Source organism: Pseudomonas parafulva NBRC 16636 = DSM 17004 (assembly GCF_000730645.1).
Lineage (GTDB): Bacteria > Pseudomonadota > Gammaproteobacteria > Pseudomonadales > Pseudomonadaceae > Aquipseudomonas > Aquipseudomonas parafulva.
This window is the reverse complement of record NZ_BBIU01000006.1, coordinates 266,118-289,921: the sequence shown is the minus strand read 5'-3', so window position 1 is coordinate 289,921 and position 23,804 is coordinate 266,118. Positions and strand designations below refer to the sequence as shown.

The 23,804-nt window shown below is 63.4% G+C and carries 17 protein-coding genes; 6 read left to right on the top strand and 11 right to left on the bottom strand.

The genetic code is table 11. From position 1 onward, the window contains the following. Nucleotides 1-55 precede the first annotated feature (55 nt). From PPA02S_RS05680 to PPA02S_RS05655, 6 genes are read left to right on the top strand one after another with little or no spacing between them, the layout of a single operon-like run. Nucleotides 56-2,971 carry a monovalent cation/H+ antiporter subunit A gene (locus PPA02S_RS05680; RefSeq protein WP_028632583.1) on the top strand — a complete coding sequence of 972 codons (2,916 nt, stop codon included), beginning with the start codon at nucleotides 56-58 and terminating at the stop codon, nucleotides 2,969-2,971. Beyond that, a complete protein-coding gene (locus PPA02S_RS05675; protein ID WP_028632582.1) occupies nucleotides 2,971-3,315 on the top strand; it encodes a Na+/H+ antiporter subunit C in 345 nt (114 codons plus the stop codon). The genes PPA02S_RS05680 and PPA02S_RS05675 overlap by 1 nt, the downstream gene beginning before the upstream one ends. Continuing rightward, the gene (locus tag PPA02S_RS05670; RefSeq protein WP_028632581.1) at nucleotides 3,312-4,997 is read left to right on the top strand and encodes a monovalent cation/H+ antiporter subunit D; all 1,686 of its coding nucleotides are present in this window, start codon (nucleotides 3,312-3,314) and stop codon (nucleotides 4,995-4,997) included. Before PPA02S_RS05675 ends, PPA02S_RS05670 begins: the two co-directional genes overlap by 4 nt. After that, complete coding sequence (locus tag PPA02S_RS05665) at nucleotides 4,994-5,482, top strand: Na+/H+ antiporter subunit E (protein ID WP_028632580.1); 489 nt, start codon at nucleotides 4,994-4,996, stop codon at nucleotides 5,480-5,482. The genes PPA02S_RS05670 and PPA02S_RS05665 overlap by 4 nt, the downstream gene beginning before the upstream one ends. Continuing rightward, complete coding sequence (locus tag PPA02S_RS05660; RefSeq protein WP_028632579.1) at nucleotides 5,479-5,757, top strand: K+/H+ antiporter subunit F; 279 nt, start codon at nucleotides 5,479-5,481, stop codon at nucleotides 5,755-5,757. Before PPA02S_RS05665 ends, PPA02S_RS05660 begins: the two co-directional genes overlap by 4 nt. Further along, complete coding sequence (locus tag PPA02S_RS05655; protein WP_028632578.1) at nucleotides 5,754-6,119, top strand: Na+/H+ antiporter subunit G; 366 nt, start codon at nucleotides 5,754-5,756, stop codon at nucleotides 6,117-6,119. Before PPA02S_RS05660 ends, PPA02S_RS05655 begins: the two co-directional genes overlap by 4 nt. 12 nt (nucleotides 6,120-6,131) lie before the next feature. Here the strand turns inward: PPA02S_RS05655 and PPA02S_RS05650 are convergent, their stop codons facing one another. The 11 genes from PPA02S_RS05650 to PPA02S_RS05600 form a co-directional block, all read right to left on the bottom strand. Continuing rightward, nucleotides 6,132-6,338, bottom strand: a complete 207-nt coding sequence (locus PPA02S_RS05650) for a hypothetical protein (RefSeq protein WP_028632577.1) — start codon at nucleotides 6,336-6,338, stop codon at nucleotides 6,132-6,134. Next, a complete protein-coding gene (locus PPA02S_RS05645; protein WP_028632576.1) occupies nucleotides 6,335-6,805 on the bottom strand; it encodes a hypothetical protein in 471 nt (156 codons plus the stop codon). The genes PPA02S_RS05650 and PPA02S_RS05645 overlap by 4 nt, the downstream gene beginning before the upstream one ends. A 466-nt stretch (nucleotides 6,806-7,271) precedes the next feature. Then, nucleotides 7,272-7,676 (bottom strand): TraR/DksA family transcriptional regulator, encoded by a 405-nt coding sequence (locus tag PPA02S_RS05640; protein ID WP_028632575.1) that lies wholly within the window; start codon nucleotides 7,674-7,676, stop codon nucleotides 7,272-7,274. Between the two features lie 272 nt (nucleotides 7,677-7,948). Beyond that, complete coding sequence (locus tag PPA02S_RS05635; RefSeq protein ID WP_028632574.1) at nucleotides 7,949-8,722, bottom strand: enoyl-CoA hydratase; 774 nt, start codon at nucleotides 8,720-8,722, stop codon at nucleotides 7,949-7,951. A 13-nt stretch (nucleotides 8,723-8,735) separates the two neighbouring features. After that, nucleotides 8,736-9,863: an acyl-CoA dehydrogenase gene (locus tag PPA02S_RS05630; RefSeq protein ID WP_028632573.1), complete on the bottom strand. Its 1,128-nt coding sequence runs from the start codon at nucleotides 9,861-9,863 to the stop codon at nucleotides 8,736-8,738. 8 nt (nucleotides 9,864-9,871) lie between these two features. Beyond that, nucleotides 9,872-11,065 (bottom strand): acetyl-CoA C-acyltransferase, encoded by a 1,194-nt coding sequence (locus PPA02S_RS05625; RefSeq protein ID WP_028632572.1) that lies wholly within the window; start codon nucleotides 11,063-11,065, stop codon nucleotides 9,872-9,874. Nucleotides 11,066-11,076: 11 nt separating this feature from the next. Beyond that, complete coding sequence (locus PPA02S_RS05620; RefSeq protein ID WP_028632571.1) at nucleotides 11,077-11,844, bottom strand: SDR family NAD(P)-dependent oxidoreductase; 768 nt, start codon at nucleotides 11,842-11,844, stop codon at nucleotides 11,077-11,079. A 13-nt stretch (nucleotides 11,845-11,857) separates the two neighbouring features. Next, entirely contained in the window at nucleotides 11,858-13,504 is a 1,647-nt protein-coding gene (locus PPA02S_RS05615) for an AMP-binding protein (RefSeq protein WP_028632570.1), read from the bottom strand. Nucleotides 13,505-13,619: 115 nt separating this feature from the next. After that, nucleotides 13,620-18,101: an NEL-type E3 ubiquitin ligase domain-containing protein gene (locus PPA02S_RS05610; protein ID WP_028632569.1), complete on the bottom strand. Its 4,482-nt coding sequence runs from the start codon at nucleotides 18,099-18,101 to the stop codon at nucleotides 13,620-13,622. Between the two features lie 49 nt (nucleotides 18,102-18,150). Continuing rightward, nucleotides 18,151-19,200 (bottom strand): AraC family transcriptional regulator, encoded by a 1,050-nt coding sequence (locus PPA02S_RS05605; protein ID WP_033727953.1) that lies wholly within the window; start codon nucleotides 19,198-19,200, stop codon nucleotides 18,151-18,153. A gap of 118 nt (nucleotides 19,201-19,318) precedes the next feature. Further along, nucleotides 19,319-23,791, bottom strand: coding sequence for an NEL-type E3 ubiquitin ligase domain-containing protein (locus PPA02S_RS05600; protein ID WP_028632568.1), 4,473 nt, complete (start codon nucleotides 23,789-23,791; stop codon nucleotides 19,319-19,321). Between the last annotated feature and the right edge of the window lie 13 nt (nucleotides 23,792-23,804).

The window sequence follows — 23,804 nt, the reverse complement described above, 5'->3', positions numbered from 1 at the left end:
TGATCGACCCCTCCGGCACGTATGATCCTTGGCAAACCTCTCAGAATAGAACTCTATGTCATTGATAGTGCTATTGCTTCTGCCGTTCGTGGGCAGTTTGCTGGCAGCCGCGCTGCCGCACAACGCACGGAACGCCGAGTCCATTCTTGCTGGGCTCGTGGCCTTGGTCGGTACCGTCCAGGTAGCACTGCTTTACCCTCAGATCGCCCACGGGGGCGTCATTCGCGAAGAGTTTTTGTGGCTGCCAAGCCTGGGGCTGAACCTGGTATTGCGCATGGACGGCTTTGCCTGGCTGTTCTCGCTGCTGGTACTGGGCATCGGCACCCTGGTGTCGCTGTACGCCCGCTACTACATGTCTCCACAAGACCCGGTTCCACGCTTCTTCGCGTTTTTCCTGGCCTTCATGGGGGCCATGCTTGGCCTGGTCATCTCGGGCAACCTCATACAGCTGGTGTTCTTCTGGGAACTGACCAGCCTGTTCTCGTTCCTGCTGATTGGCTACTGGCACCACCGCGCGGACGCGCGTCGCGGCGCCTACATGGCCCTGATGGTCACCGGTGCGGGGGGCCTATGCCTGCTGGTGGGGGCGCTACTGCTCGGCCATGTGGCAGGCAGCTATGACCTGGACAAGGTCCTGGCTGCAGGTGACACCATCCGCCAGCACGCACTGTACCCCGTGCTGCTGCCACTGATCCTCATCGGCGCACTCAGCAAGAGCGCGCAGTTCCCCTTCCAGTTCTGGCTGCCCCACGCCATGGCGGCCCCCACACCGGTCTCGGCCTATCTGCACTCGGCGACCATGGTCAAGGCCGGGGTCTTCTTGCTGGCAAGGCTGTGGCCAGTATTGTCCGGCAGCGAAGAATGGTTCTGGATCGTCGGCGGTGCCGGCGCCTTGACGTTGTTGCTCGGCGCCTTCGCCGCCATGTTCCAGAACGACCTCAAGGGCCTGCTGGCCTACTCCACCATCAGCCATCTTGGCCTGATCACCCTGCTGCTTGGGTTGAACAGTCCGCTGGCCGCGGTGGCTGCGGTGTTCCACATCCTCAACCACGCCACCTTCAAGGCGTCGCTGTTCATGGCCGCAGGCATCATCGACCATGAAAGCGGCACGCGCGACATACGCCGTCTCAGTGGGTTGATTCGCCTGGTGCCCTACACTGCCACACTGGCCATGGTCGCCAGCGCGTCGATGGCCGGGGTACCGCTGATGAACGGTTTCCTGTCCAAAGAGATGTTCTTTGCCGAAACCGTATTCATCACCTCCAGTGCCTGGATCGAAGCCTTGCTGCCGGTCATCGCCACCCTGGCAGGCACCTTCAGCGTGGCGTACGCCCTGCGTTTCACCGTGGACGTGTTCTTCGGCCCCACGGCGCAAGACCTGCCGCATACCCCGCACGAGCCGCCACGCTGGATGCGTGCGCCGGTCGAGTTGTTGGTCCTGACCTGCCTGGTGGTGGGCATCTTCCCTGCCCAGTCGGTTGGCCCACTGCTGGCGGCCGCAGCCCTGCCCGTGGTCGGCGGCACGCTGCCTGAATACAGCCTGGCGATCTGGCACGGCTGGAATGCCCCGTTGATCATGAGCCTGGTGGCCATGAGCGGCGGCGTAGTGCTGTACCTGATGCTTCGCAAGCAGATGCGCCGCGGGCGCTTCACGTACCCGCCGGTGATCGAACGCTTCAACGGCAAGCGCCTGTTCGAGCATGGGCAAATACAGTTGATGCTGCTGGCCCGGCACGTGGAGCGCCTGCTCACCAGCCGCCGCCTCCAGGCGCAACTGTTCATGATCGTGGTGGCAGCGTTCCTCGCCGGCCTTACGCCCATGGTCTACAGTGGCCTCACATGGGGCGATCGGCCGAAGATTCCAGGCTCCGGCGTGTTCGTCGCACTCTGGCTCATCGCGATTGCCTGCGCGATTGGCGCCGCCTACCAGGCCAAGTACCACCGCCTGGCCGCACTGATCATGGTCAGCGTCTGCGGCCTGATGACCTGCATCACCTTCGTCTGGTTCTCCGCCCCTGACCTGGCGCTGACCCAGCTGGTGGTGGAAGTGGTGACCACGGTATTGATACTGCTGGGCCTGCGCTGGCTGCCAAGGCGTATAGAAGGTGTATCACCACTGCCAGGCAAATTTGACCGGGCCCGCGCCCGACGGCTGCGCGACCTGCTGCTGGCGGTGCTGGTGGGCGGCGGCATGGCAGTGCTGTCCTATGCCATGCTCACGCGGCCAACCCCCAACGACATTTCCTCGTTCTACCTTAGCCGCGCACTGCCCCAGGGTGGTGGGACCAACGTGGTCAATGTGATGCTGGTGGACTTCCGCGGCTTCGACACCCTCGGTGAAATCACCGTGCTGGTCGCCGTGGCGCTTACCGTATTCGCATTGCTGCGGCGCTTCCGCCCACCCAAGGAGAGCATGCAACTGCCCACACAACAGCGCCAGCTGGCGCCCGATGTGGTGACCGACCTGGTCAACCCACGCCACGCCACAGACACCGCCATGGGCTTCATGATGGTGCCGGCCGTGCTGGTACGCTTGCTGCTGCCCATCGCCCTGCTGGTCTCGATGTACCTGTTCATGCGGGGTCACAACCAACCTGGCGGTGGCTTCGTGGCAGGCTTGGTCATGTCGGTGGCGTTCATCCTGCAGTACATGGTTGCCGGCACCCAATGGGTCGAGGCGCAGATGAGCCTGCGCCCACTGCGCTGGATGGGCATGGGCCTGCTGTGCGCGACCGTCACCGGTGCCGGGGCCATGCTGCTCGGCTACCCGTTCCTCACCACGCACACTGCCCACCTGCACCTGCCGATACTGGGTGATGTGCACGTGGCCAGCGCACTGTTCTTCGATGTCGGCGTGTACACGGTAGTGGTCGGGTCGACCCTGTTGATCCTTACCGCACTGGCCCACCAGTCAGTGCGCGCCTACCGTCCGGCCAACCCGGCCAAGAACCGACAGACAGGAGCCGCCTGATGGAAGAAGTCATTGCAGTCGCCATCGGCGTGCTGGCCGCATCCGGGGTGTGGCTGATTCTGCGTCCCCGTACCTACCAGGTGATCATGGGCCTGTGCCTGTTGTCGTACGGGGTCAACCTGTTCATCTTCAGCATGGGGAGCCTGTTCATCGGCAAAGAGCCGATCATCAAGGCGGGTGTGACGCAAGACTTGCTGCACTACACCGACCCGCTGCCTCAGGCGCTGGTGCTCACCGCCATCGTCATCAGCTTCGCCATGACCGCGTTGTTCCTGGTGGTGTTGCTGGCCTCCCGCGGGCTCACGGGCACCGACCATGTCGATGGCCGGGAGCGTGAGGAATGAGTGGCATGAGTCAACTGATCGTCGCCCCCATCCTGCTGCCCCTGATCACCGCAGCCATCATGCTGTTGCTTGGCGAAAAGCACCGGCAAATCAAGGCCCGCCTGAATTTGCTTTCCACCTTGGCAGGCCTGTGTGTGGCCGTAAGCCTGCTGTTATGGGTGCGCACTCAGGGCCAGGCAGAATCGATCGGCGTGTACCTGCCAGGCAACTGGCCAGCGCCGTTCGGGATCGTACTGGTACTCGATCACCTTTCTGCGCTGATGTTGACGCTGACCGGCATCATCGGTTTCTGCGCCCTGCTGTTCGCCCGAGCCCGCTGGGATGGGGCCGGCGCCAGCTTCCATGCATTGTTCCAGGTCCAGTTGATGGGCCTGTACGGCGCCTTTCTTACCGCCGACCTGTTCAACCTGTTCGTGTTCTTCGAAGTATTGCTGGCTGCCTCGTACGGGCTATTGCTACACGGCTCTGGCCGGGCACGGGTACGGGCGGGGCTGCACTATATCGCTGTAAACCTGTTCGCTTCGTCATTGTTCCTGATTGGCGCGGCGATGTTGTACGGCGTTACCGGCACCCTGAACATGGCCGACCTGGCCCTCAAGATTCCACTGGTGCCCGAGGCCGACCGCGGCCTGCTGCACGCAGGTGCGGCCATCCTCGCCATGGCGTTTCTGGTCAAGGCCGGTATATGGCCGCTGAACTTCTGGTTGGTGCCTGCCTACGCATCGGCCAGCGCCCCGGTGGCAGCGCTGTTCGCCATCATGACCAAAGTCGGCTTGTACGCCGTGCTGCGCCTGTGGACCTTGCTGTTCTCCGGCCAGGCCGGTGCATCGGCCTATTTTGGCGGGGAATGGCTGGTGTATGGCGGCCTGGCAACGTTGGCAGTGGCGGCAGTGTCGATCCTGGCTGCCCAGCGCCTGGAACGCATGGCAGCGCTCAGCATCCTGGTTTCAGCGGGCACCCTGCTGGGCGCTGTCGGCTTTGCCCAACTCGCCCTGACCGGTGCAGCCCTGTTCTACCTGGTCAACTCCACCCTGGCCATGTGTGCGCTGTTCTTGCTGGCCGAACTGGTCGAACGCTCGCGCTCGGCCAATGAATTGCCGCTGGACGAAGAAGAAGACGCCATGCCGTCGCCGCTGGAGTCGCTTCACCCCCCAAAAGGCATCAACCTCGATGACCAGCAAAAGGCGGTGATCGGCCAGATCATCCCCTGGACCATGGCGTTCCTCGGCCTCAGCTTCATCGCCTGCGCCCTGCTGATTATCGGCATGCCGCCGCTCTCGGGCTTTGTGGCCAAGGTGAACCTGATCAGCGCACTGTTCAACCCTAACAGCCTGGGTATGCCGGCCGAGCAGCCGCTAGGCGCGGCCGGGTGGGGCCTGGTGGCGCTGCTGGTGTTGTCGGGTATGGCTTCGCTGATTGCCTTTGGTCGCGTGGGTATCCAGCGTTTCTGGAAGCCAGACGAGCGCCCTTCACCGGTACTGCGCCGCTTCGAATGCCTGGCGGTCGTGCTGCTGCTGGCCTTGTGCATGGCACTCAGTTTCAAGGCCGAGCCATTGCTGCGCTATACCCAGGACACGGCGGCGAGCCTGCAGGCGCCGGATGCCTACATCGACGCGGTGATGGCGGCGCGGCCAATACCTGGCCCGACTTCGTTCGACGTGCAGGCTGAGGTGCAACCATGAGCCGCCTGTTCCCCGCGCCCCTGCTATCCCTGTCCTTGTTCGGCTTGTGGCTGCTGCTGAACCTTTCGGTGAGTGCCGGCAACCTGCTGCTGGCAGCCGCACTGGGTATCCTTGCACCGCTGCTGATGGCGCCCCTGCGCCCGCAGCACGCCCACGTGCGCCGCCCATGGGTGATCGTGAAACTGATCGGTCGCGTAGGCCTGGATGTAGTCCTGTCCAACCTGCAAGTGGCACGGGGCGTACTGCGCGCCGGCAAACGGCCGCCCCGTTCGGCCTTTGTTCACATACCGCTGGCCTTGCGTGACCCCCACGGCCTGGCGGCGCTGTCGATGATCACCACCGTGGTACCCGGCACTGTCTGGTCTGAACTGGCGCTGGACCGCAGCGTGCTGTTGCTCCATGTGTTCGATCTGGAGGACGAGGCGGCTTTTATCAAGCACTTCAAGGAAATCTACGAACGCCCGCTGATGGAGATCTTCCAATGACCGGCCTGCTCGCCAATGCTGTTCTTGCCAGCCTGTTCATCTTCGCACTGGCCATGGGGCTCACGCTGGTACGGCTATTCCGCGGTCCATCGGCCCAGGACAGGGTACTGGCGCTGGACTACCTGTACATCCTGGCCATGCTGACCATGCTGGTGCTGGGTATCCGCTATGCCAGTGACACCTATTTCGAAGGCGCGCTGCTGATTGCGCTCTTCGGTTTCGTCGGGTCGTTTGCCCTGGCCAAATTCCTGCTGCGCGGTGAGGTGATCGAATGACCGAATCTCTGACATTGCCCTTCTGGCTCGAGCTGGTCACAGCCCTGCTGCTGGTGACCGGCAGCCTGTTCGCCCTGGTTGGCGCAATAGGCCTGGTGCGCTTGAAAGACTACTTCCAGCGCATGCACCCCCCGGCACTGGCCTCGACCATCGGCGCCTGGTGCGTGGCGCTCGCGTCGATCATCTACTTCTCCTGGCTCAAGGAAGCTGCCGTACTGCACGCTTGGTTGATCCCGATTCTGCTGTCCATTACGGTGCCGGTCACCACGCTGTTGCTGGCGCGTGCCGGGCTGTTTCGCAAGCGCCAGGCCAAAGAGCCGGTACCCGAAGAAGTCAGCAGCGGCCTGGACAGCGGCAACTGAGCGTGGTTGCCGTCACGTTTGGCTGAGGCGCTGCAATTCGCGCCTGACCATGGCGGCATAGGGCGGCGGCCCCAGCTGATAAAGCTCGGCCGCTACCCAACTCAACCAGCCTGCTCGCAGCTCACAACGCCGGGCCAGCAACCGCTCAGCCTCGGCCACTGCCCGCGCATGGTGCTGGCGATGGAACGCTGCGCGGGTGCCAGTGCCATCCCCGGTCACTCACTGGCCTTGAAGGTAGTGAGCTCACCTTTACGCCATTTGGCAACCTTGCCCGTCACTGCCTTGAGCAGCTTGCCAAGGCCTTCCTGAACCTGCTGCTGGGCTGCGAACACCAGCATGACGCCCTGGCCTTCACGGAACACGATGCCCTCGCCTTCGGGCACCGACACGAATGCGTAATCGCCTACCCCGTACACATTCAACTTGATATCGCGAAAGCGTATTTCCAACTTGCCGCCCTCGCGGCTCGGTAGCACGGCAGCACGAAAGTGGTCGCCGACTTTCAGCTCCAATCGCTGTTTGTCATCCACCACCAACGCGCTTTCGGTATCGAGTTCGGCCATGTAAAGGCCATCGGGGTTCTGTTCGGTAACGTAGACAAAACGGCCTTGAAACAAATGAGCCAACTTGCCGCGCAGGTCGCCCAAGGCGAACAACGCATGCGTATCAAGAGTACTGACTGCCAATGAAGTAATCCTCAACCGGTTACTACCCGCGCCCGTCAACGCTCGACGAGGCACGGCCGTTTCTAATCGATAGGCGAAAAGACTAATAAAACACGCTGTGAAATGTCTGCCCCCGCTGGCGCTGCAGCGTGCAGGAATTTTTACTGTGGCTTGCCGGCTTCGCCGTCGTTAAAAGACTTGGGGCATGCTCCCACGACGATGAGCGTTTAGTCTGACACTCACTGCCTGTAAAAATGCGGTTCAGGAATGGGCCCGCACGATACGAGCCCTGACATCCACTTGCGCACTGCTGGCGGGGGAATATGCCCGAAAACGGTGAAACCCGTCGAGAGCCAATCCCTATTTAGCAGGCCGCAGGGACTTTGCGCAACTGCCACTGCTGTGCCCGGCGTATGTAACCGATCAACCCGCCAGAAAAGCAAAAAGCCCCAGGGATCGCTCCGTGGGGCTGTGCATCGCGTGCGGATCAGACCTGGCGCTGGTGGCGGTCCAGCTGCTCGTGGCGCTCCTGGGCTTCGATGCAGTACTTGGTGGTCGGGCTGATGAGCAGACGCTTCAGGCCGATGGGTTCACCGCTGTCGTCGCACCAGCCGAAGCTCTCGTCAGTGATGCGGTCCAACGCCATCTCCAACTGCGGCAGCAGGCGCTGATCACGGTCGATGGCGTTCACCAGCCAGCTGCGCTCTTCTTCGACCGACGCCACATCGGCAGGGTCCGACGGGGTGTCCAGGCCTTCGATGGTGGCGCGGCTCAGCTCGATGCGTTCATGGGTTTCGACTTTCATCGCTTGCAGCAGCTGTGTGAAGAAGGCCAGCTGATCAGCGTTCATGTAGTCATCGGCCGACATGGCCAGCAACTGTTCCTTGGTCATCGAATTCTCTATGAAAATATGTGCATTTGGGCGATTCGGTTGCCGCCGACGCCCAGGCATCGGCAGCGAAATTCTTCAAGCGCCAATCGGCACTCTTTTACAGGGGGCGGAAGTCTAAGGCGCCACGTCGCCTGGAGCAACAGCAATCGCGGGCGAATTTGCGTGAAGGGGGCAGATTCCGCTGGTCGGTGCGCACAAAGCGGGCCGCCACCGGCAAGTGCCCTTGCAGGTGGCGGCAGCATCCAGCAACTCAAGCAGGCAAGCGGCAAGGCTCAACGGTCCTTGAACTGCGCCTCGCGTTTGGCGATAAAGGCCGACATGCCTTCTTTCTGGTCTTCAGTGGCAAAGGCTGCGTGGAACACCCGGCGCTCGAAGCGCACCCCCTCGCTCAGCGTCACCTCGAAGGCGCGGTTCACGCTTTCCTTGACCATCATGCTCACCGGCACTGACTTGCTGGCAATGGTCGCCGCCACCTTGAGGGCTTCTTCCAGCAGTTCGGCCTGGGGCACCACACGCGCCACCAGCCCCGCCCGCTCCGCCTCTTCAGCCCCCATCAGGCGCCCGGTGAGGCACAGCTCCATGGCCTTGGCCTTGCCCACTGCACGCGTCAGGCGCTGGGTACCGCCCATACCGGGCAATACACCGAGGTTGATTTCCGGTTGGCCGAACCGGGCGTTGTCGCCCGCCAGGATGAAATCGCACATCATGGCCAGCTCGCAGCCGCCGCCCAGGGCAAAGCCAGACACCGCGGCAATGATCGGCTTTCGGCGGTTGGCGATGCGATCGGCGTCGGCGAACAGGTCATCGACGTAGATTTGCGGGTACTCAAGGCCGGCCATCTCCTTGATATCGGCGCCCGCGGCGAACGCCTTGGCAGAGCCTGTCAGCACGATGCAACCAATCGCCGGGTCGCGCTCCAGCTGGTCCAGGGCCTGATTGATCTCGCTGACGATCTGCGCGTTCAGTGCGTTCAGTGCCTGAGGGCGATTGAGCGTAATCAGCCCGACCTTGCCGTGGATGTCCAACAGGATGGTTTCGAATGCCATGCGGTCTGCTCCTTCAAAGATTGCGCGCAATGACCATGCGCTGAATATCGCTGGTGCCTTCGTAAATCTGGCAAACCCGTACGTCGCGGTAAATGCGCTCCAGCGGGAAGTCACTCAGATAGCCATAACCCCCCAATGTCTGCAAGGCATCCGAACAGACCTTTTCGGCCATTTCAGAGGCGAACAGCTTGGCCATCGACGCCTCCACCAGCGCCGGGCGCCCGGCGTCACGCAGGGCAGCGGCATGCAGCACCATCTGCCGGGCGACGGCAATTCGGGTAGCCATGTCTGCCAGCCTGAAGGCGACGGCCTGATGCTCCACCAACGCCTTGCCAAAGCTCTGCCGCTCGCGCGCATAGTCGCGGGCCACCTCGAACGCAGCCCGGGCCATGCCCACGGCCTGGGCTGCGATACCGATACGCCCGCCTTCGAGGTTGGCCAACGCGATGCGGTAGCCCTCGCCCTCTTCGCCCAGACGGTTGGCCACGGGTACGCGCACATGGTCGAACACGATCTGGCACGTGTCGGAGGCGTGCTGGCCCAGTTTGTCTTCGACCCGCGCTACCTGATAACCCTGCGAGTCGGTGGGGACGATGAAGGCACTGATACCGCGCTTGCCAGCATCGGGGTCGGTGACGGCGAATACGATCACCACGCCGGCATTCTGCCCGGAGGTGATGAACTGCTTGCTGCCGGTCAGCACGTAGTGGTTGCCTTCACGCCGCGCACGCGCCTTCAGGCTGCTGGCATCAGAGCCTGCCTGGGGTTCGGTGAGGGCGAACGCGCCCAACATCTCGCCTGTGGCCAACGGCGTGAGGAACTGTGCCTTCTGTTGGTCGCTGCCGAAACGCAGAATGGGCACACACCCTACCGAGTTATGTACGCTCATGATGGTCGAGCAGGCACCATCACCGGCGGCGATCTCCTCCAGGGCCATGGCATAGGCCACGTAGCCCGTGTCACTGCCGCCCCACTGCTCGGGCACCAACATGCCGAACAGGCCAAGCCCGGCCATTTCTTCGATGGCCTCCTTGGGAAACCGGTGGGCCTTGTCCCATTGCTCGGCAAAGGGTTTGAGCCGCTCCTGGGCGAAACTGCGCACCGCATCGGCGATCTGTTGTTGCTCGTCGTTAACCAGCATGCTTCACCTCAGTACAGGCATTCGATGGCCATGGCCGTAGCCTCGCCACCGCCAATGCAGATGGCCGCTACACCACGGCGCAGGTTGTTCTGGCGCAGCGCGTGCAGCAGCGTGACCAGAATGCGCGCCCCGGAAGCACCAATCGGGTGGCCCAGCGCACAGGCACCGCCATGGATGTTGACCTTGTCATGGGGCAGATCCAGCTGTTTCATCGCCGCCAGGGTCACCACAGCGAAGGCTTCGTTGATCTCGAACAGGTCGACCTCGCTCAGGCTCCAGCCGGTGCGCTTCATCAGCTTGTGCATGGCACCGATGGGCGCCGTGGGGAACAGTGCAGGGGCATCGGCGAACGCGGCATGCCCATGGATCACCGCCAGCGGTTGCAACCCGCGCTGGTCGGCCTGGGAGCGACGCATCAGCACCAATGCTGCGGCGCCATCGGAAATGGAACTGGCGTTGGCCGCGGTCACTGTCCCGCCTTCGCGGAAAGCCGGTTTGAGCTGGGCGATCTTGTCCAGGCGCGCCTTGGGTGGCTGCTCGTCATCCTTGATGACCCGCTGCTGCTTGCCCTCGACCACGTCCACCGGCACGATCTCCGCAGCGAAGCGGCCGGCCGCAATGGCCTGTTGGGCGCGGGTGAGCGAGGCCAGGGCGAACTGGTCCTGGGCTTCGCGGCTGAAGCCGTTGGCCTGCGCGCAGTCCTCGGCGAAGGTGCCCATCAGCCGGCCCTTGTCATAAGCGTCTTCCAGGCCGTCCATGAACATGTGGTCGATGACCTTGCCGTGGCCCATGCGGTAGCCCGCACGGGCCTTGTCCAGCAGGTAGGGCGCGTTGCTCATGCTCTCCATGCCGCCGGCCACCACCACATCGGCGGTGCCGGCCAGCAGCAGGTCATGGCCCATGATGGCCGCCTGCATGCCCGAGCCGCACATCTTGTTCAGGGTGGTGCAGGTGGTGTGCTTGCCCAGCCCTGCGCCCAACGCCGCCTGGCGTGCCGGTGCCTGGCCCTGGCCGGCCGGCAGCACGCAACCGAACAGCACCTGGTCGACACTGGCTGCATCCAGGCCGGCGCGCTCGACAGCCCCACGAATGGCGACGCTGCCAAGCTGCGCTGCAGTCAGGCTCTTGAGGTCGCCCTGCAACCCGCCCATGGGGGTGCGTGCAGCGCTGACGATTACCACCGGATCATTGCCCAGGTTCATGATGCTTCTCCTTACTTGGCCGCCATGCGCAGCGCACCGTCAAGGCGGATCACCTCGCCGTTGAGCATGCTGTTCTCGATGATATGCCGCGCCAGCGCGGCGTACTCCTGTGGGCGCCCGAGCCGTGGCGGGAACGGCACGCCGGCCGCCAGGGAAGCCCGCACGTCCTCGGTCATGCCAGCCATCATGGGGGTTTCGAAAATGCCCGGGGCGATGGTCATCACCCGGATGCCATGACGCGCCAGCTCGCGGGCAGCAGGCAGCGTCAGGCTGGCAATCGCCCCCTTCGACGCTGCGTAGGCCGCCTGGCCAATCTGCCCGTCATAGGCGGCTATGGAGGCCGTATTGATGATGACCCCGCGCTCGGCCCCCTCGTCGGCAACCCCTTCAGCCATGGCCTCGGCGGCGAGCCGCAGCATGTTGAAGCTGCCGATCAGGTTGACGTTGATGACCGCGGCAAAGCTGGCCAGGCGGTGCGGGCCCTGCTTGCCGAGCACCTTTTCAGCGCCAACGATGCCTGCGCAGTTGACCAGGCCGTGCAGGCTGCCAAATGCACTGACGGCAGCCGCTACGGCGGCCTTGGCTGCCGCTTCGTCGCTGATGTCTGCCACGCTGAACCTGGCCCGCTCGCCCAACGCCTGGGCTTTGGCCTCGACCGCCTCCGCGTTGAGGTCCACCAGCATCACCGAGGCACCGGCCTCGATCAGCATCTGCGCAGTGGCAGCCCCCAGGCCGGAGGCTGCGCCGGTGACGATGAACTGTTTGTTGGCTATCTGCATGTCGGGTTTCCTTTCAGGCGCCGGCGTTATTGGCTTGTTGCGCTTGTTGTCTGGCCACTTCCTGGTTACGCAGGATGAAGCGTTGCAGCTTGCCGCTCGGGGTCTTGGGCAGCTCGCTGACGAATTCGATTTCTCTTGGGTAGGCGTGGGCGTAGAGCCGTTGGCGAACATGCTGGCGCAATTGCTCTTCCAGTTCGTCACTGGCCGTGAAGCCATTGGCCAACACCACGAATGCCTTGATCAGCTCGGTGCGCTCAGGGTCCGGCTTGCCAACCACCGCCGCCTCCACCACCGCCGCATGCTCGATCAGCGCACTCTCCACGTCGAACGGCCCCACCCGGTAGCCCGACGTGGTGATCACATCATCGCTACGCCCGACAAAGCTGATGCTGCCGTCCGGGTTCAATTCGACGGTGTCGCCGCTGAGGTAGTACTTGCCGGCAAATGCCTTGGTCGGCAGCGCGTGATAGCCCGCAAACCAGCACATCGGCGACTGCTCACGGTCAACGGCCAGAATGCCCGGCTGGCCCGGTGGCAACTCGCGACGCTGCTCGTCCAGCACCACGATGCGGTGCCCAGGCACGGCAAAACCCGCTGCGCCCAGGTGCACGGGATGAGCAAGGCCATGGTGGTTGCACAGCACCATCCCCAGTTCGGTTTGCCCGTAATGGTCATGGATGGTCACACCCAGTTCGTTGCCAAACCAGCGGATAACCTCGGGGTTCAGCGGCTCGCCGGCACTGCTGACCACCCGCAGGCAACCCTTGACCGGTGCAGAAAACTGCTCGCCCGCAGCGATGAGCAGGCGGTAGGCCGTCGGCGAACCGGCAAGGTTGGTGATACCCCGTGTGCGGATCACCCGTGCGCAGCTCTCCACGCTGAACGGCCCGTCATAGAAAGTGGTGGCATGCCCAAGCGACAACGGCCCGGTCACAGCGTAGTAAAGGCCATACGCCCAGCCGGGGTCAGCCAGGTTCCAGAACCTGTCCTCGCCGCGCAGGTCGATGGCGTCACGCATGTAGCCCTGAAACGCAACGATTGCCTTCAGGGGGACCTGCAAGGGTTTGGCAGGCCCGGTGGTGCCGGACGTAAACATCAGCAGAAACGGGTCGTCGCCCGTCAGCATCACCGGGTCGCACCCCTGTTGCGTCTGTTCCAGACACTGCTGGAAGTCCAGCTCACCGTTACGGGCATTGACCGTGATGATCAGCGGGCAAGCCTGGACATCGTCCAGCTTGAAGCGGTTATGGCTGTCGGTGACCACCACCCGGGCGTGCGACTGGTGCAGGCGGTGCTCGATGGCCGTCGGCCCGAAAGCGGTGAACAGCGGCTGGTAAACGGCGCCCAGGCGCCAGGTGGCCAAAATCGTCACCAGCAGTTGCGGAGTCCGCGGCAACAGCCCCGCCACCCGGTCACCGGCTACCACGCCCTGTGCTCTCAGCACGCTGGCAAACCGAGCGGCAAGCGCCTGCAGTTGCTCGAAACTCAACTGTTCGGTATTGCCATCGCGGTCTTCCCAATGCAGGGCCAGCTTGCCACTGCCGACATGGCGATCGCAGCACTCGACGCAGGCATTGAGCGCGTCGAGGCTGCCGTGCAGCGCAGCGCTTGCAGTGTCGAAATAATTGAACGAACGGGCAGCCTCGGCGTAATCACGCATCGTCGGACTCCTGGCTTGTTTTTGTTGGAGTGGTCCGACGATGTTCGCGCCGGCCAGGCGCTGGGGCAATGGCCAAAGCTGTCAATGTGGCTGACCGGTTTGGCCGCTGAGGGCGTCAGCCCAGGCCCCGCTCCCGGCCCAACAGCAACTGCCGCGTCAGTTCCTGAACAAGCATCTGTCGATTCCCAGCGTGCTCGATCTCAAGGTCGTCCCACTCCAACTGGTATTGATCAGCAGGCAACTCGCCTTGTCGCGCAGCCAAGGTAGCGCGTCGGGCGGCCAGATTTATATCGAGTGACGCGAAGGCCTGGGGATGCAGGGTTTCCATGCAACGCTCCCAGAACGCACGCTGGGCCAGGCTGACAGCCAGTGCGTCAGGCGGCTGCGCCGACAGCACCTCCTGACAGGCCTGGTCGAGCTGGGCCTGAGTCACGTTGGCGGCCTCCTCGTAGCGCATCGCCCGGGGCTGGCACGGCAGGTTCAGCCGCACCCGCAAACGCACGCGGTACTGCAGGCTGAGCGCGATCTGGTCGACCCATTCGCGAGCGGCCAACCGCTGCAGGATATCGCGCCTGACCACCTGCTCCAGCCGTTCCAGGCGAAACAACTGCTGGCCGAGCATGAGCAGGTCATTGGTTCGGTCCGGCAGCGTATAATGCTCGGCCGCCTCGGCCAGCACCCTCAGTTGCAGCTCACAGAACCGGTCAGCGACCGTGTTGGCACAGGTCAACGGCAATTCGGCCAGGCTGAAGACGCGCTGTCGCAATTGAGCGTTGCCATCAATCGCTTCAAGTACCGACCAGACTCGCTCGCCAAGGTAGAACGAGGCTTGCTGGTAGTCGCCAGTATCCTGCAGGCGGCTGAGCACTCTGAGCAGGCCGCCACTGCGCGGCATTGCCATGACGCGGTCCCACAGCGCCTGCCGGCCAGGCGTCTGCTGCAAATCGATGGCATCCAGCCAAAGCTGACGGGTAGCCGTCGGCTCGATGGCCCGCCGGGCCTCAGGCAAGTGGAAGTGCTCGGCGATGGTGTCGAGTGCGAAGAGCTGCTGAATGTCTGCCATGCTCAAGCGGTTACGGTCGACCATCAGGCCGAGCCGTTGCACGTGGGGCATTGAAAGGATTGCCTGCGGCACCAGACCCAACTGGTTGTCCCGCAGGTCTGCCCGTTCCAGGCCTGCACACAGCTCCAGCCCGGATGGCCATTCACCCAGTTGGCAATGGCGCAGGTTCAGCTCAACCAGGTGTGGCAACTGGTTGTAGCGCACATGGAAGGCCCCAAGCGGGTTGTAGCTCAAGTCCAGCGAGCGCAGGTGGGGCAGGCCATTCATTACATCCAGGGCATTGCGGTTCAGACGAATGCGGTTGTGCCCCAGACGCAGCGTGCGTAGCTCTACAAGGTAAGCGAGGCCGACCGGTACCTGCAACAGGCGGTTGTTGGAAAGGGTCAGCTCACGCAGGCCACTGAATGCACGAAGAAAATCTGTAGGCACATGGGTGATGGGTACGTCGCGGACCACCAGCGCCCTGATCTGGGGGAAATCGATGTGCCCGGGCAACTCCGGCAGGCTGGCCAGGTTCAGGTTGATCAGGCTCAGCCGCTGGCCCTGCCCGTCGCTGCCCCAGGGTTCCCCTTGCAGCCGCCATGCCCGGCGCAGCCGCGCCGCCACCTGCTGGCGCACAGCTTGGCGTGCAGGGTCGAACTCGAAGCTGGCCCATCGGTTCAGATGCCGTTCAAGGTCGGCAAAGTCCTCCTCCAGCTCAAGCAAAGCGTCGTAGACAGAGCGCTGCCCTTCCAGCAAGCGGTTCAGTTGCTCATCGATCTGGGTATCGTCCAACCCTGGGTACAGATTACGTAAACGCTCGCGCAGTACGCGCTGGGGGCTTGGGTACCGAGGCAAGCGCCCACTTAATGGGTAGCCGTCACGGCCGTCGGGCATGCGCCGACCAGGGTTGAACCAGCGGGCTTGGGGCGCCCACCCGAGCACGCGGGCGATCCCGTCGTGGCTGGCCGGAAGGTGCTTGATCAACTGCTTGCGCAACGCCGTGACCGGCTGGATGCCCGCAAGCCCCAGGCCTTCTGATTGCGCAGGCGTCAACACCGCCACCAGGCACTCGAACAGGCTGCCCGACTCATGCACCAACGCACCATAGCCTGGGGCCACCTCTTCGCGTAACTGGAAAAGCCCACCCCGGTGTACCACCCTCAGCACAGCTGCATTCCCCCTCGGCTCGCCCAACACAGCGATACGACGCCCTGGATCATCCATGCTCCAGAGTTCCAGGTATCGGGGCGGCCAACCTTCCTGCCGGGCCAACAATGCGAACACAAGCTCACCGGCCTCATCGCAATAGGCATGATCCAGATACAAGCCGCAGACAGCGCGATTCAGCCGAGCCACGCGCAACAGCGCTGCGCCCTGCCGCAGGCTACGCAACGGCAACTTGCCTTCGGCCAACGCAAGCTGTCGTTCAGCGGCGCCCATTTCATGGACCAATGCCTGGGCATAGGTTACGGGCAGCCCTGGCAAGTCTTGCGCCATCACCGCCAGCAGTGGGTCGCCGTCAGCCTCCTGGCGGCACAAATGATCGAACAGACGCCTGCGTAGCCGAGGTGCCGCGGCCAGCAGTTCATCACGGGCATCGGCCTCCAGCGATATGCCACGCTCGTTGAGGCACCACGCTAGAACCTGAGCATCATCGCGGGGTATCGAACCTGCCTGCAGCCCCGCGAAGAAATTGCCGATACGCCTGTCAGCGCTAAACCGCAGCAGGGTATCGTGCAGGTTTGCAGGCGTATCCCGGCACTCCACCTGCAGACCGCGCAGCTCATCCATGTCGACACCTGCTGCACGCAGAACGCGGGAGGCGTCCGTTTCATCCAGCGGGCTGTGCAAGGGCCACAGGCTGTTGAGCAACTCCCCAGGGTTCGGCTGCTCAAGCGGGCGTGTATCGGTCAATCGCCAACTGCGGCTGCCAAATGCCTCGATGCTCGGCCCATAGCCGCCTGGGCGTCGAGGGTGGCAAATACGCCAAGGGCCATCGCCTTGCGGGCGGTGCACGGGATAGTAGTGCTGGCCGACGCGAAGCAACCTGTGCCCCTGATCCCGGTACAGCCCATCCGCAGACAGTTGAGGATAATCTGGCGTCAGCGCATAAGGCTTCAGGTCATTGGCCCACAGCCGCTTGCGGCCGTCGCCGAGCACAACCGGTTCCAAGCCTTCAACAAATTCACTGGCGGCGAAACCGCGGGCCGTGATGTTCACGCCTGCTGCAACCGCTGCCGTCACCGCCAACGTTTCTGCTACGCCCAACATGTGTTCCAGTGCCTCATGCTGGTGCCCGTGGTACCAGTCGGCTGCGCCCTCGAAAACCTCAGCAAGCGTCTGAACCACCAGTTGCCCCAGCAACATGGCCCCGACCAGCGGGATGAACAGCCCTGCCAGGTTGGCGAGGCCCAGGCCGACAGATACCCACTGCTCGCGCAACCTTGCCGACGCCTGTTGATCGACCTGCGCGGTGGGCACCAGTAATAGCCGGGCATCGTCCTTTACCCGTTGTACCTGCTGCGTGACCAGCATGCTGAAAATATCCCCGACCTGAGGCACGCCCTCCATCGCCAGGTCTGGCACGGGGTCGGCCAGCCGTTTACCCAGCAACTGCAAAAATGCGGCGCGGTCCTGCACGGCCACCAACTGGCTGAGATAGCTACGGTACCCCGGCTCGCGCAAGGCATCGGCCAATGCGGCGTTCATCCGTGCAGCAGAGGAAAAGTAGCGTAAGGCCTGCGTGGGATCGCTGGGCAGGTACAAGACCAGACCCTGGTCGTTACCGCGTGCATCGCGCAGCTGGATCAGCAAGGCATCGGCCAAGGTGTGCCCCAGCACACTGAACAGGCCTGGATACCCATGAAGGTCCAGGCTGCCCGCATCGCTGCTGGCGATGTGCGCGAGTGCAAGCTGCTGAGGCGCGGTAAGGTCACCGCGCAGTGCGGCAATTTCGGTCGCCAGGCTCAGGGCTGCACGTTTGTCCTGGGCCAACGCTTCACAGGCCTGCTCGGTAAACACCTGCGTCAGCAGGCGTTGATAAAGCTCACCAGCATCCAGCCTGCGGCAGGCCAGCACCAAGGCCTCGGTATCCCCGGAAAGCGGGGTACTCTCGCCTTCCATCACCAAGCCACTGCCCTGATAAAAACTGGCCTTGTCTTCGAAATTCTGCATCAACCGCAACACCGCAGGTTCTCGCCACTCGATGACGGCTTGCACCGGCAGGGCGACCCCCGGTGGCACCGTGAACCTGCGACGGATTTCGAGCCACTGCAGTTTTTCCAGGCCCGGGCTGCCCGGCAGACCCTCGACCAGGCGTTGCATGTGCAGCTGGGCAAAGCTTTGTAACGGAATCAATCGGCGTGTGGCAGAGCGTACGTGCGCCTGGCTGGCGTGATGCGCCTTGAAACGATCGCGCAGGCGGTTGATCTGGGCTGGCGATGCCTGCTTCAGCCATGCGGGCAGGCGGGCGCCGATGAAATCATGGGCAGCACGTGCCATCTTGGCGTTGCGCTGTGCAGTGGAGAGCGGGGGCGTTGCGCGGTCGGTCATGAGGCTTGGTCCAGAAAGAGGGCTGACCACCCAACTCTGTCGCCCTTACCTACTGACCGGCAGCAGGAAACACCCCCTCACTCACCTCGTCATTACCCAGCACAAGGCTGCGGTAATGCCCTGGGTTGCAACCAAACCACTTGCGAAACGCCTTGTAGAACGAGCTGGCATCCGCGAAGCCCAGCCGCGCCGCAATTTCGAACATGTCCAACTGCCCTTCGGCCAGCCAGGCGATTGCCAGTTGCCGCCGCACGCTGTCCTTCAGCCCCTGGTAACTGTGGCCTTCGTCCGCCAACCGGCGACGTAGCGTGGAGGCAGACAGGCACAGTTGCCGCGCCAGTTCATCGGCATCTGGCCATGAAGACGGGTGCCTGGCCAGCAAGCCGTGGCGTACCCGTTGAGCCAGGCTGGCAGGGTCCCGGTATTTGACCAGAATGTTGCCTGGCGCCTGCGCAAGAAACCGCTGCAGCTCGCTTTCGCTTCGCCGTATGGGCTGGGCCAGGCAGTCTGCGGCAATGATCATGCGCGTTCGCGGGCGCCCGAACTGCAGGTTTTCAGAAAACATGACCCGGTAATCATCGCAGAACGGGGGCTCGGCACAGCGCAGTTCAATGGCCAGAATAGGGATGCGTCGCCCCGCCAACCAGCAAGCCACACCGTGCACGATCATCCAGAAGGTAAAGTAGGTGAAGGCCCGGCGCGGCTCATCACGGGGCTCGTTGATGACGATTTCGGCCAGGCTGTGCTGGCGAACCAGGCTTGGCTGCAGGTCCTCGAGCATCAGCGTGAGAAAGTCCAGGGCTGTGTCCAGCCCTGCCTCGACGGTGGGCTGGGCCATGCTCGCCCGGCACAAAAACGCCAGGCTACCGCTGCGCAGGCCGCGCGGGTCCATCGCAAAGAACTCGTCGTTACAGCGTCGTGCCAACAGACGCCACAGGCGCGCATAGGCCGTCGACGGCACCCGTGCATTCGCTTCATGCAGCAACTGCGGGTCAATCCCGGCTTTGCTCAGCAGCCCCGCAACCGGGCAACCTTGCGGGCAGGCCTGCAGCAGCGCCTCACGCACCAGTTGCATGGAAATGGTGTCTTTGTCGCTCATCGCTTGCCCAGATTGCTCGATGCCAGCCATCTTAAAGCGACGGCGAAAAAACACCACCCTGGCGCGTGAACCGGTGGTGGGCCGCAGCAGGCTCGCCAACGGTATCGCGCACATCAAATCAGCCCAACGAAGCCTCGGCCTGCCTGGCCAAGGCCTGGCGGGTAAGCTCCAGCATCTTGGCCTTGACTGCACTGTCACAGGCCTTGGCAATGGCTTTGGCGCGGCGATCGTATACCGCGTCGATCATGCTTTGCCGGTCGGCGTACAAGCGTTCCATCTGTTCGGCGAAGGGCTCGCGGATTGCTTCGAACACAGCGCCATGGCGCGCCTGCAAGTGATCGCTCCAGAAGCCTCGCTCGCTGATGTCCGTTACCAGCTGATCGCTGGCCTCGGCCTGCCGCACATGGGCCTCGGCAGCATCAAGATCCTGCTGGCTAACACCCGCGGTAGACTCGAACTCCATGGTCCGCGCCTGCCCCGGCAAGTCCAGTTTGCTGGCCAACCCTACCCGGTAGGCCAGGCTGACCTCGATCTGGTCGACATTCTCCCCACCGGTTTCGCGCTGGCTCATCGCCTGCCTTGCATACGCCTCGACCTGGTCAAGACGGAAAAAACGCCGGGCAAGGCTCAGCAGCTCTCCCTCGGCATCACCGCCAGCGGCCCCTTCCACTGCCGCGCTCAGCAACCTGACCTCCAGCAGCCCGAAGCTTGAGATCACGCTGTCCACACATGTGCGCGGCTCGCTGGCCAGGGTAAAGGTCTGCTCACGCAGGCCGGTGTGCTGCTCGATTGTGTCAAACATCGCCCACAGTCGCGCTTCCAGGTCTCCACGTGCCAGGCGGAAGTCGCTGGTGTCTGTGAGCTCACCCACCAAGGTAAAGAAATCACCACTGCCGGGCTCGGTCAGCAGGCGGTTCCACTGGGCCGTTCGCAGGGCTCGCGCCTCGGCGTCAAGGTGCTCCATCCAGCGGTTCAGGTGAAACGCATCCCCATCGCTGCTGGCTTCGCTGTCGGAGGTGCGGCTTGCATCGATCCACAGGTCTCGATAAATGTCCGGCAAAGGGTTGCCCGCCAGGGCGATTCGTTGCCGCCACTGTGCCCGCTGCGCATTCAGCGAGGCCGGCAGCTCAGTGATATGGTTGTCACGCAGGTCGACGTACTCAAGCGATACAGCGTGTTCCAGGTGCGACGGGACCTCCGTCAGGCCTGCCCCCCTCAGCCCCAGCTGTCGTAGGCGCGGCAAACGGTCCAGCGCCAGCCCGAAGCTGCCCAGGGGGTTCTCGCTGAGATCCAGCACACTCAACCTGGACATACCTGCCAGCACCTCGAAATGTGAGGCATCCAGATGCAGGTTGTTACGTGAAAGCATCAGCTCCTGCAGATGCAACAGCCGGCTGAGTGCTTGCGGCAATGTGGTCAGGGCATTGTTGTCCACGTTCAGCGCACGCACGTTGCGAAATGGATACATGAACCCGGCCGGCACTTCGCTCAGCTGCATGTTCGCCAGGCTGAGTTCACTGACATGAGTGAGGCCCCCTTGCCCGCTCAGGTCCGGTAGATCTCCGGCGCCTATCCCGGAAAGCACCAGGACCATGCCCGGGTCACCATTGGGTTGGCGTCTGCCTGCCAGGCCCTGGAAGCGCCAGCACCGGCGCAGCTCATCGGCGACCATGCGCCGCTGTGGGCGCCTGGCAGCGCCCGCCGTGTCGACCGTCCACCGGTCCAGCGCCTGGTCGAGTTGTGCGTATTCACGCTCCAGGTCCAGCAAAACCGTAAAGGGCGAGCCTGGTTGCTCATCAAGCACATTCAGAAACAGTTCCAGCTGGCGCTCGCTGAAGCCTGGGTAAAGGCTGCGCACACGGTCCTGCAGGGTACGCTCGGCGAGGTGGTTGCCCGTGCCCCGGCCACTGAGCAAGTACCCGAAGCGCCGATCGGGCAGCCGGTCGGGGGAGCGGAATGTGGGCTTGATCGCTTCGATACCCATCAGACGACGCAGTGCAGCGCGGTCCGTCGGCAGGCGCTGCTGCAAGCTGTCACGCAGCGCAGCCACACCGCCCTCGCCCGCCCAGCCCAGGCGCGCCCTGTCTGCTGCAGGCAAGCAGTCCAAAAGCGCCTGGAGCAATCCCCCACCGCCGCCCTGGCCAAGTTCCAGTGGCCGGCCGCTCTGATGCACCGTCATCTTGCCCGCACCCCATACCAGCACCTTGGGCGGGTTGGCCGAATCAGACGGGTGAAGCTCGGCGATCAACCGCCCACCGGCACCACCCTCGCGCACCTGAACGTTGACCTGCTGCGGCCAGCCCGGGCTCTTTCTCAGCAATGCGAACACCAGCGACGCCGTGTCTGGATGGTACGCGTTGTTCAGATAAAGCCCTTGCAATGCTCGACACACTCTGGCGTTCTGCAGGGCCAGGCGGGCAGCCTCCGCCATGGCCAGGTCCAACCGACCGGTGGCGCTCAGGCGTACCTGCTGGTCGGCACTGGCATTGAGCAGCAGATCGGCGGCATAAGCACGTGGCAAACCGGGGAAATCCCGCTGGATGACGTCCATGCCCGCCGTGCCCTGGCCTTTGTCGGTCAGGTGCAACATCAGTTTTTCACGTAGCGGCGGCGCCTGCTGGCGAATCGCCTGCACCTTGGCATCCTGGGTCGACGGGAGGGTGGCCAATTGCTCGGAGCACCATTGCAGCAGCTGTGTGTCAGGCACCTCCTGGCCAACCTGCAGGGAACGGAAGAATTCGTCGATGCGCCGGTCGGCAGCAAAACGCTCCAAGGTGTCACGTAAATGCACAGGCATGACACGCTGCTCACTGACCAACCGACGCAGCGCGGGCTCATCGACGTCAGCAATGCTCAGCACCTGGCTGATCCGCTCGGCATCGAAATCGTGGGAGATCGGCCACAAGCGCCCCAGCAGCGCTGCCTGACCATGCCACTCCTGAGGGTGTTGCCACGACAGGCGCCAACCGTACTCCCCATTCCATTGCAGGGTGGGCGCAAAACCTTTTTGCCTGTCAGTGCGCAACAGCCGCCACTGGCGCGAGAGCGGGTCCCTGTGAACCTCGTGGTAGTGGCCCTCGTTCAGCCACCAGCGCCGGTCACCGTAGTGGAACAGCCCGTCACGCCCACGCAAAGCCCGGCTGGGCACCTGTGCCGCCCGGAACGGCTTGATGTCTTGCGACCACAGGTTCGCCGTTTCAGCATTGGGTTCCACCGGTACCAGTTCATCGACGAACGCGCTGCGTTTGAACGAGCGAGCGACCGCGTGCCCGCCCGCAGCGCCCAACGCGTTGACCGCCACTACTTCGGCTACGCCCAGCATGTGCTCCAAGGCTTCATGCTGGTGGCCCCGGGACCAGTCGTTCACCCCCTGGTACACCTCCTCGATCACCTGCCCAACCGTCGCCGCGAGCATCAGAGTGCCCAGTTGCGGCACGAACATCGAGGCCATCTGCAGCAGGTTCAGGCCAACCGCTCCCAGGGTTTGCAGGCGATGGAGCCGTTGCTGCGCATCCACATCGGTCACCGGCACCAGGATGAACCGGGCGTCATCCTTGATGCGCTGCACGTGCAGGCCAGCCAGTTCCCTGAACAACGGCGTACCCGCTGGCTTGCCGGTGACTTCCAGGTCTGGCACGGGATCACTCAGGCGCTTTTTCAGCAGCCCCTCGAATGCAACCCGCTCGCTCAACGCAACCTGGGCGAGCAGCACCGGATAGTTGTGGGGGTTACGCAGCAGGGTGGCCATGTGCGCGTTCAAGGCGCCCAGGTCTGCAAACCGTTGCAGTGGCAGATGCGGCAGGTAGAGCAGCAAGCCTGCCGTGGGGCGGGCATGCTCGGGGGCGCCCGCGTCCGACAGCTCGATCAGCAGGCCATTGAGCATGGCATGGCCAAGCACATACAGGTGCTTGACCAAGACTGCGGGGTGCTTGGCGTTGGCGACGGGCAGTTCGCCAAGCGTGTGTTCGAGGTTGGCGACATCCGCTTCATCGATGCCTTGCTGCAACCCTGCCAGCTCCACTGCCAGGGCCAGGCGCTTGCGCTGGTCCTGCGCCATGAATGTGGTAACCGAGTTATCCAGAAAGCCGTCGAGGTACTGCTGGTAGCGCTTGCCCACATCCGCTTTGCGACACGCCACGGCCAGCTGCGCGGTGTCTACAAGTACCTCCGGGGGGTTGGCGGCAGTACGATGGGCAACAGAGACCAGGCCAGTTTTGGAATTGAAGCTGGCGCCTGACGGGAAGTTCTGCATCAAGTGGCTCATGGCCGGGTCGTAGGTATCATGGTTGCGCAGTGACTCGCCCCCCATGAGGCTGTAGTTTTCCCAGCGCTCGCGCCACAACGTGTGGGCAAGGTCGAGCTTGAGCTTGAATGTCTGCTCGAGCATTTCGGTCAGTGCTGCCCGGGCGAAGTGTTCCGGTGAGACCAGGCGGTTGAAGACCGTCTGAAGGCGCTGCTCGATGACGCGGTGGTCTTCGAAACGTGTACGCAGGGCGACGATCTGCTCGACCGAGGCAGCGTGCAACCAGTCGGGCAGGTGTTCGGCAATGAAGCCGTCGATGTGATCGGTGGTGGCGGCAGGGTTGGCCATGGTGGGCTCCAGA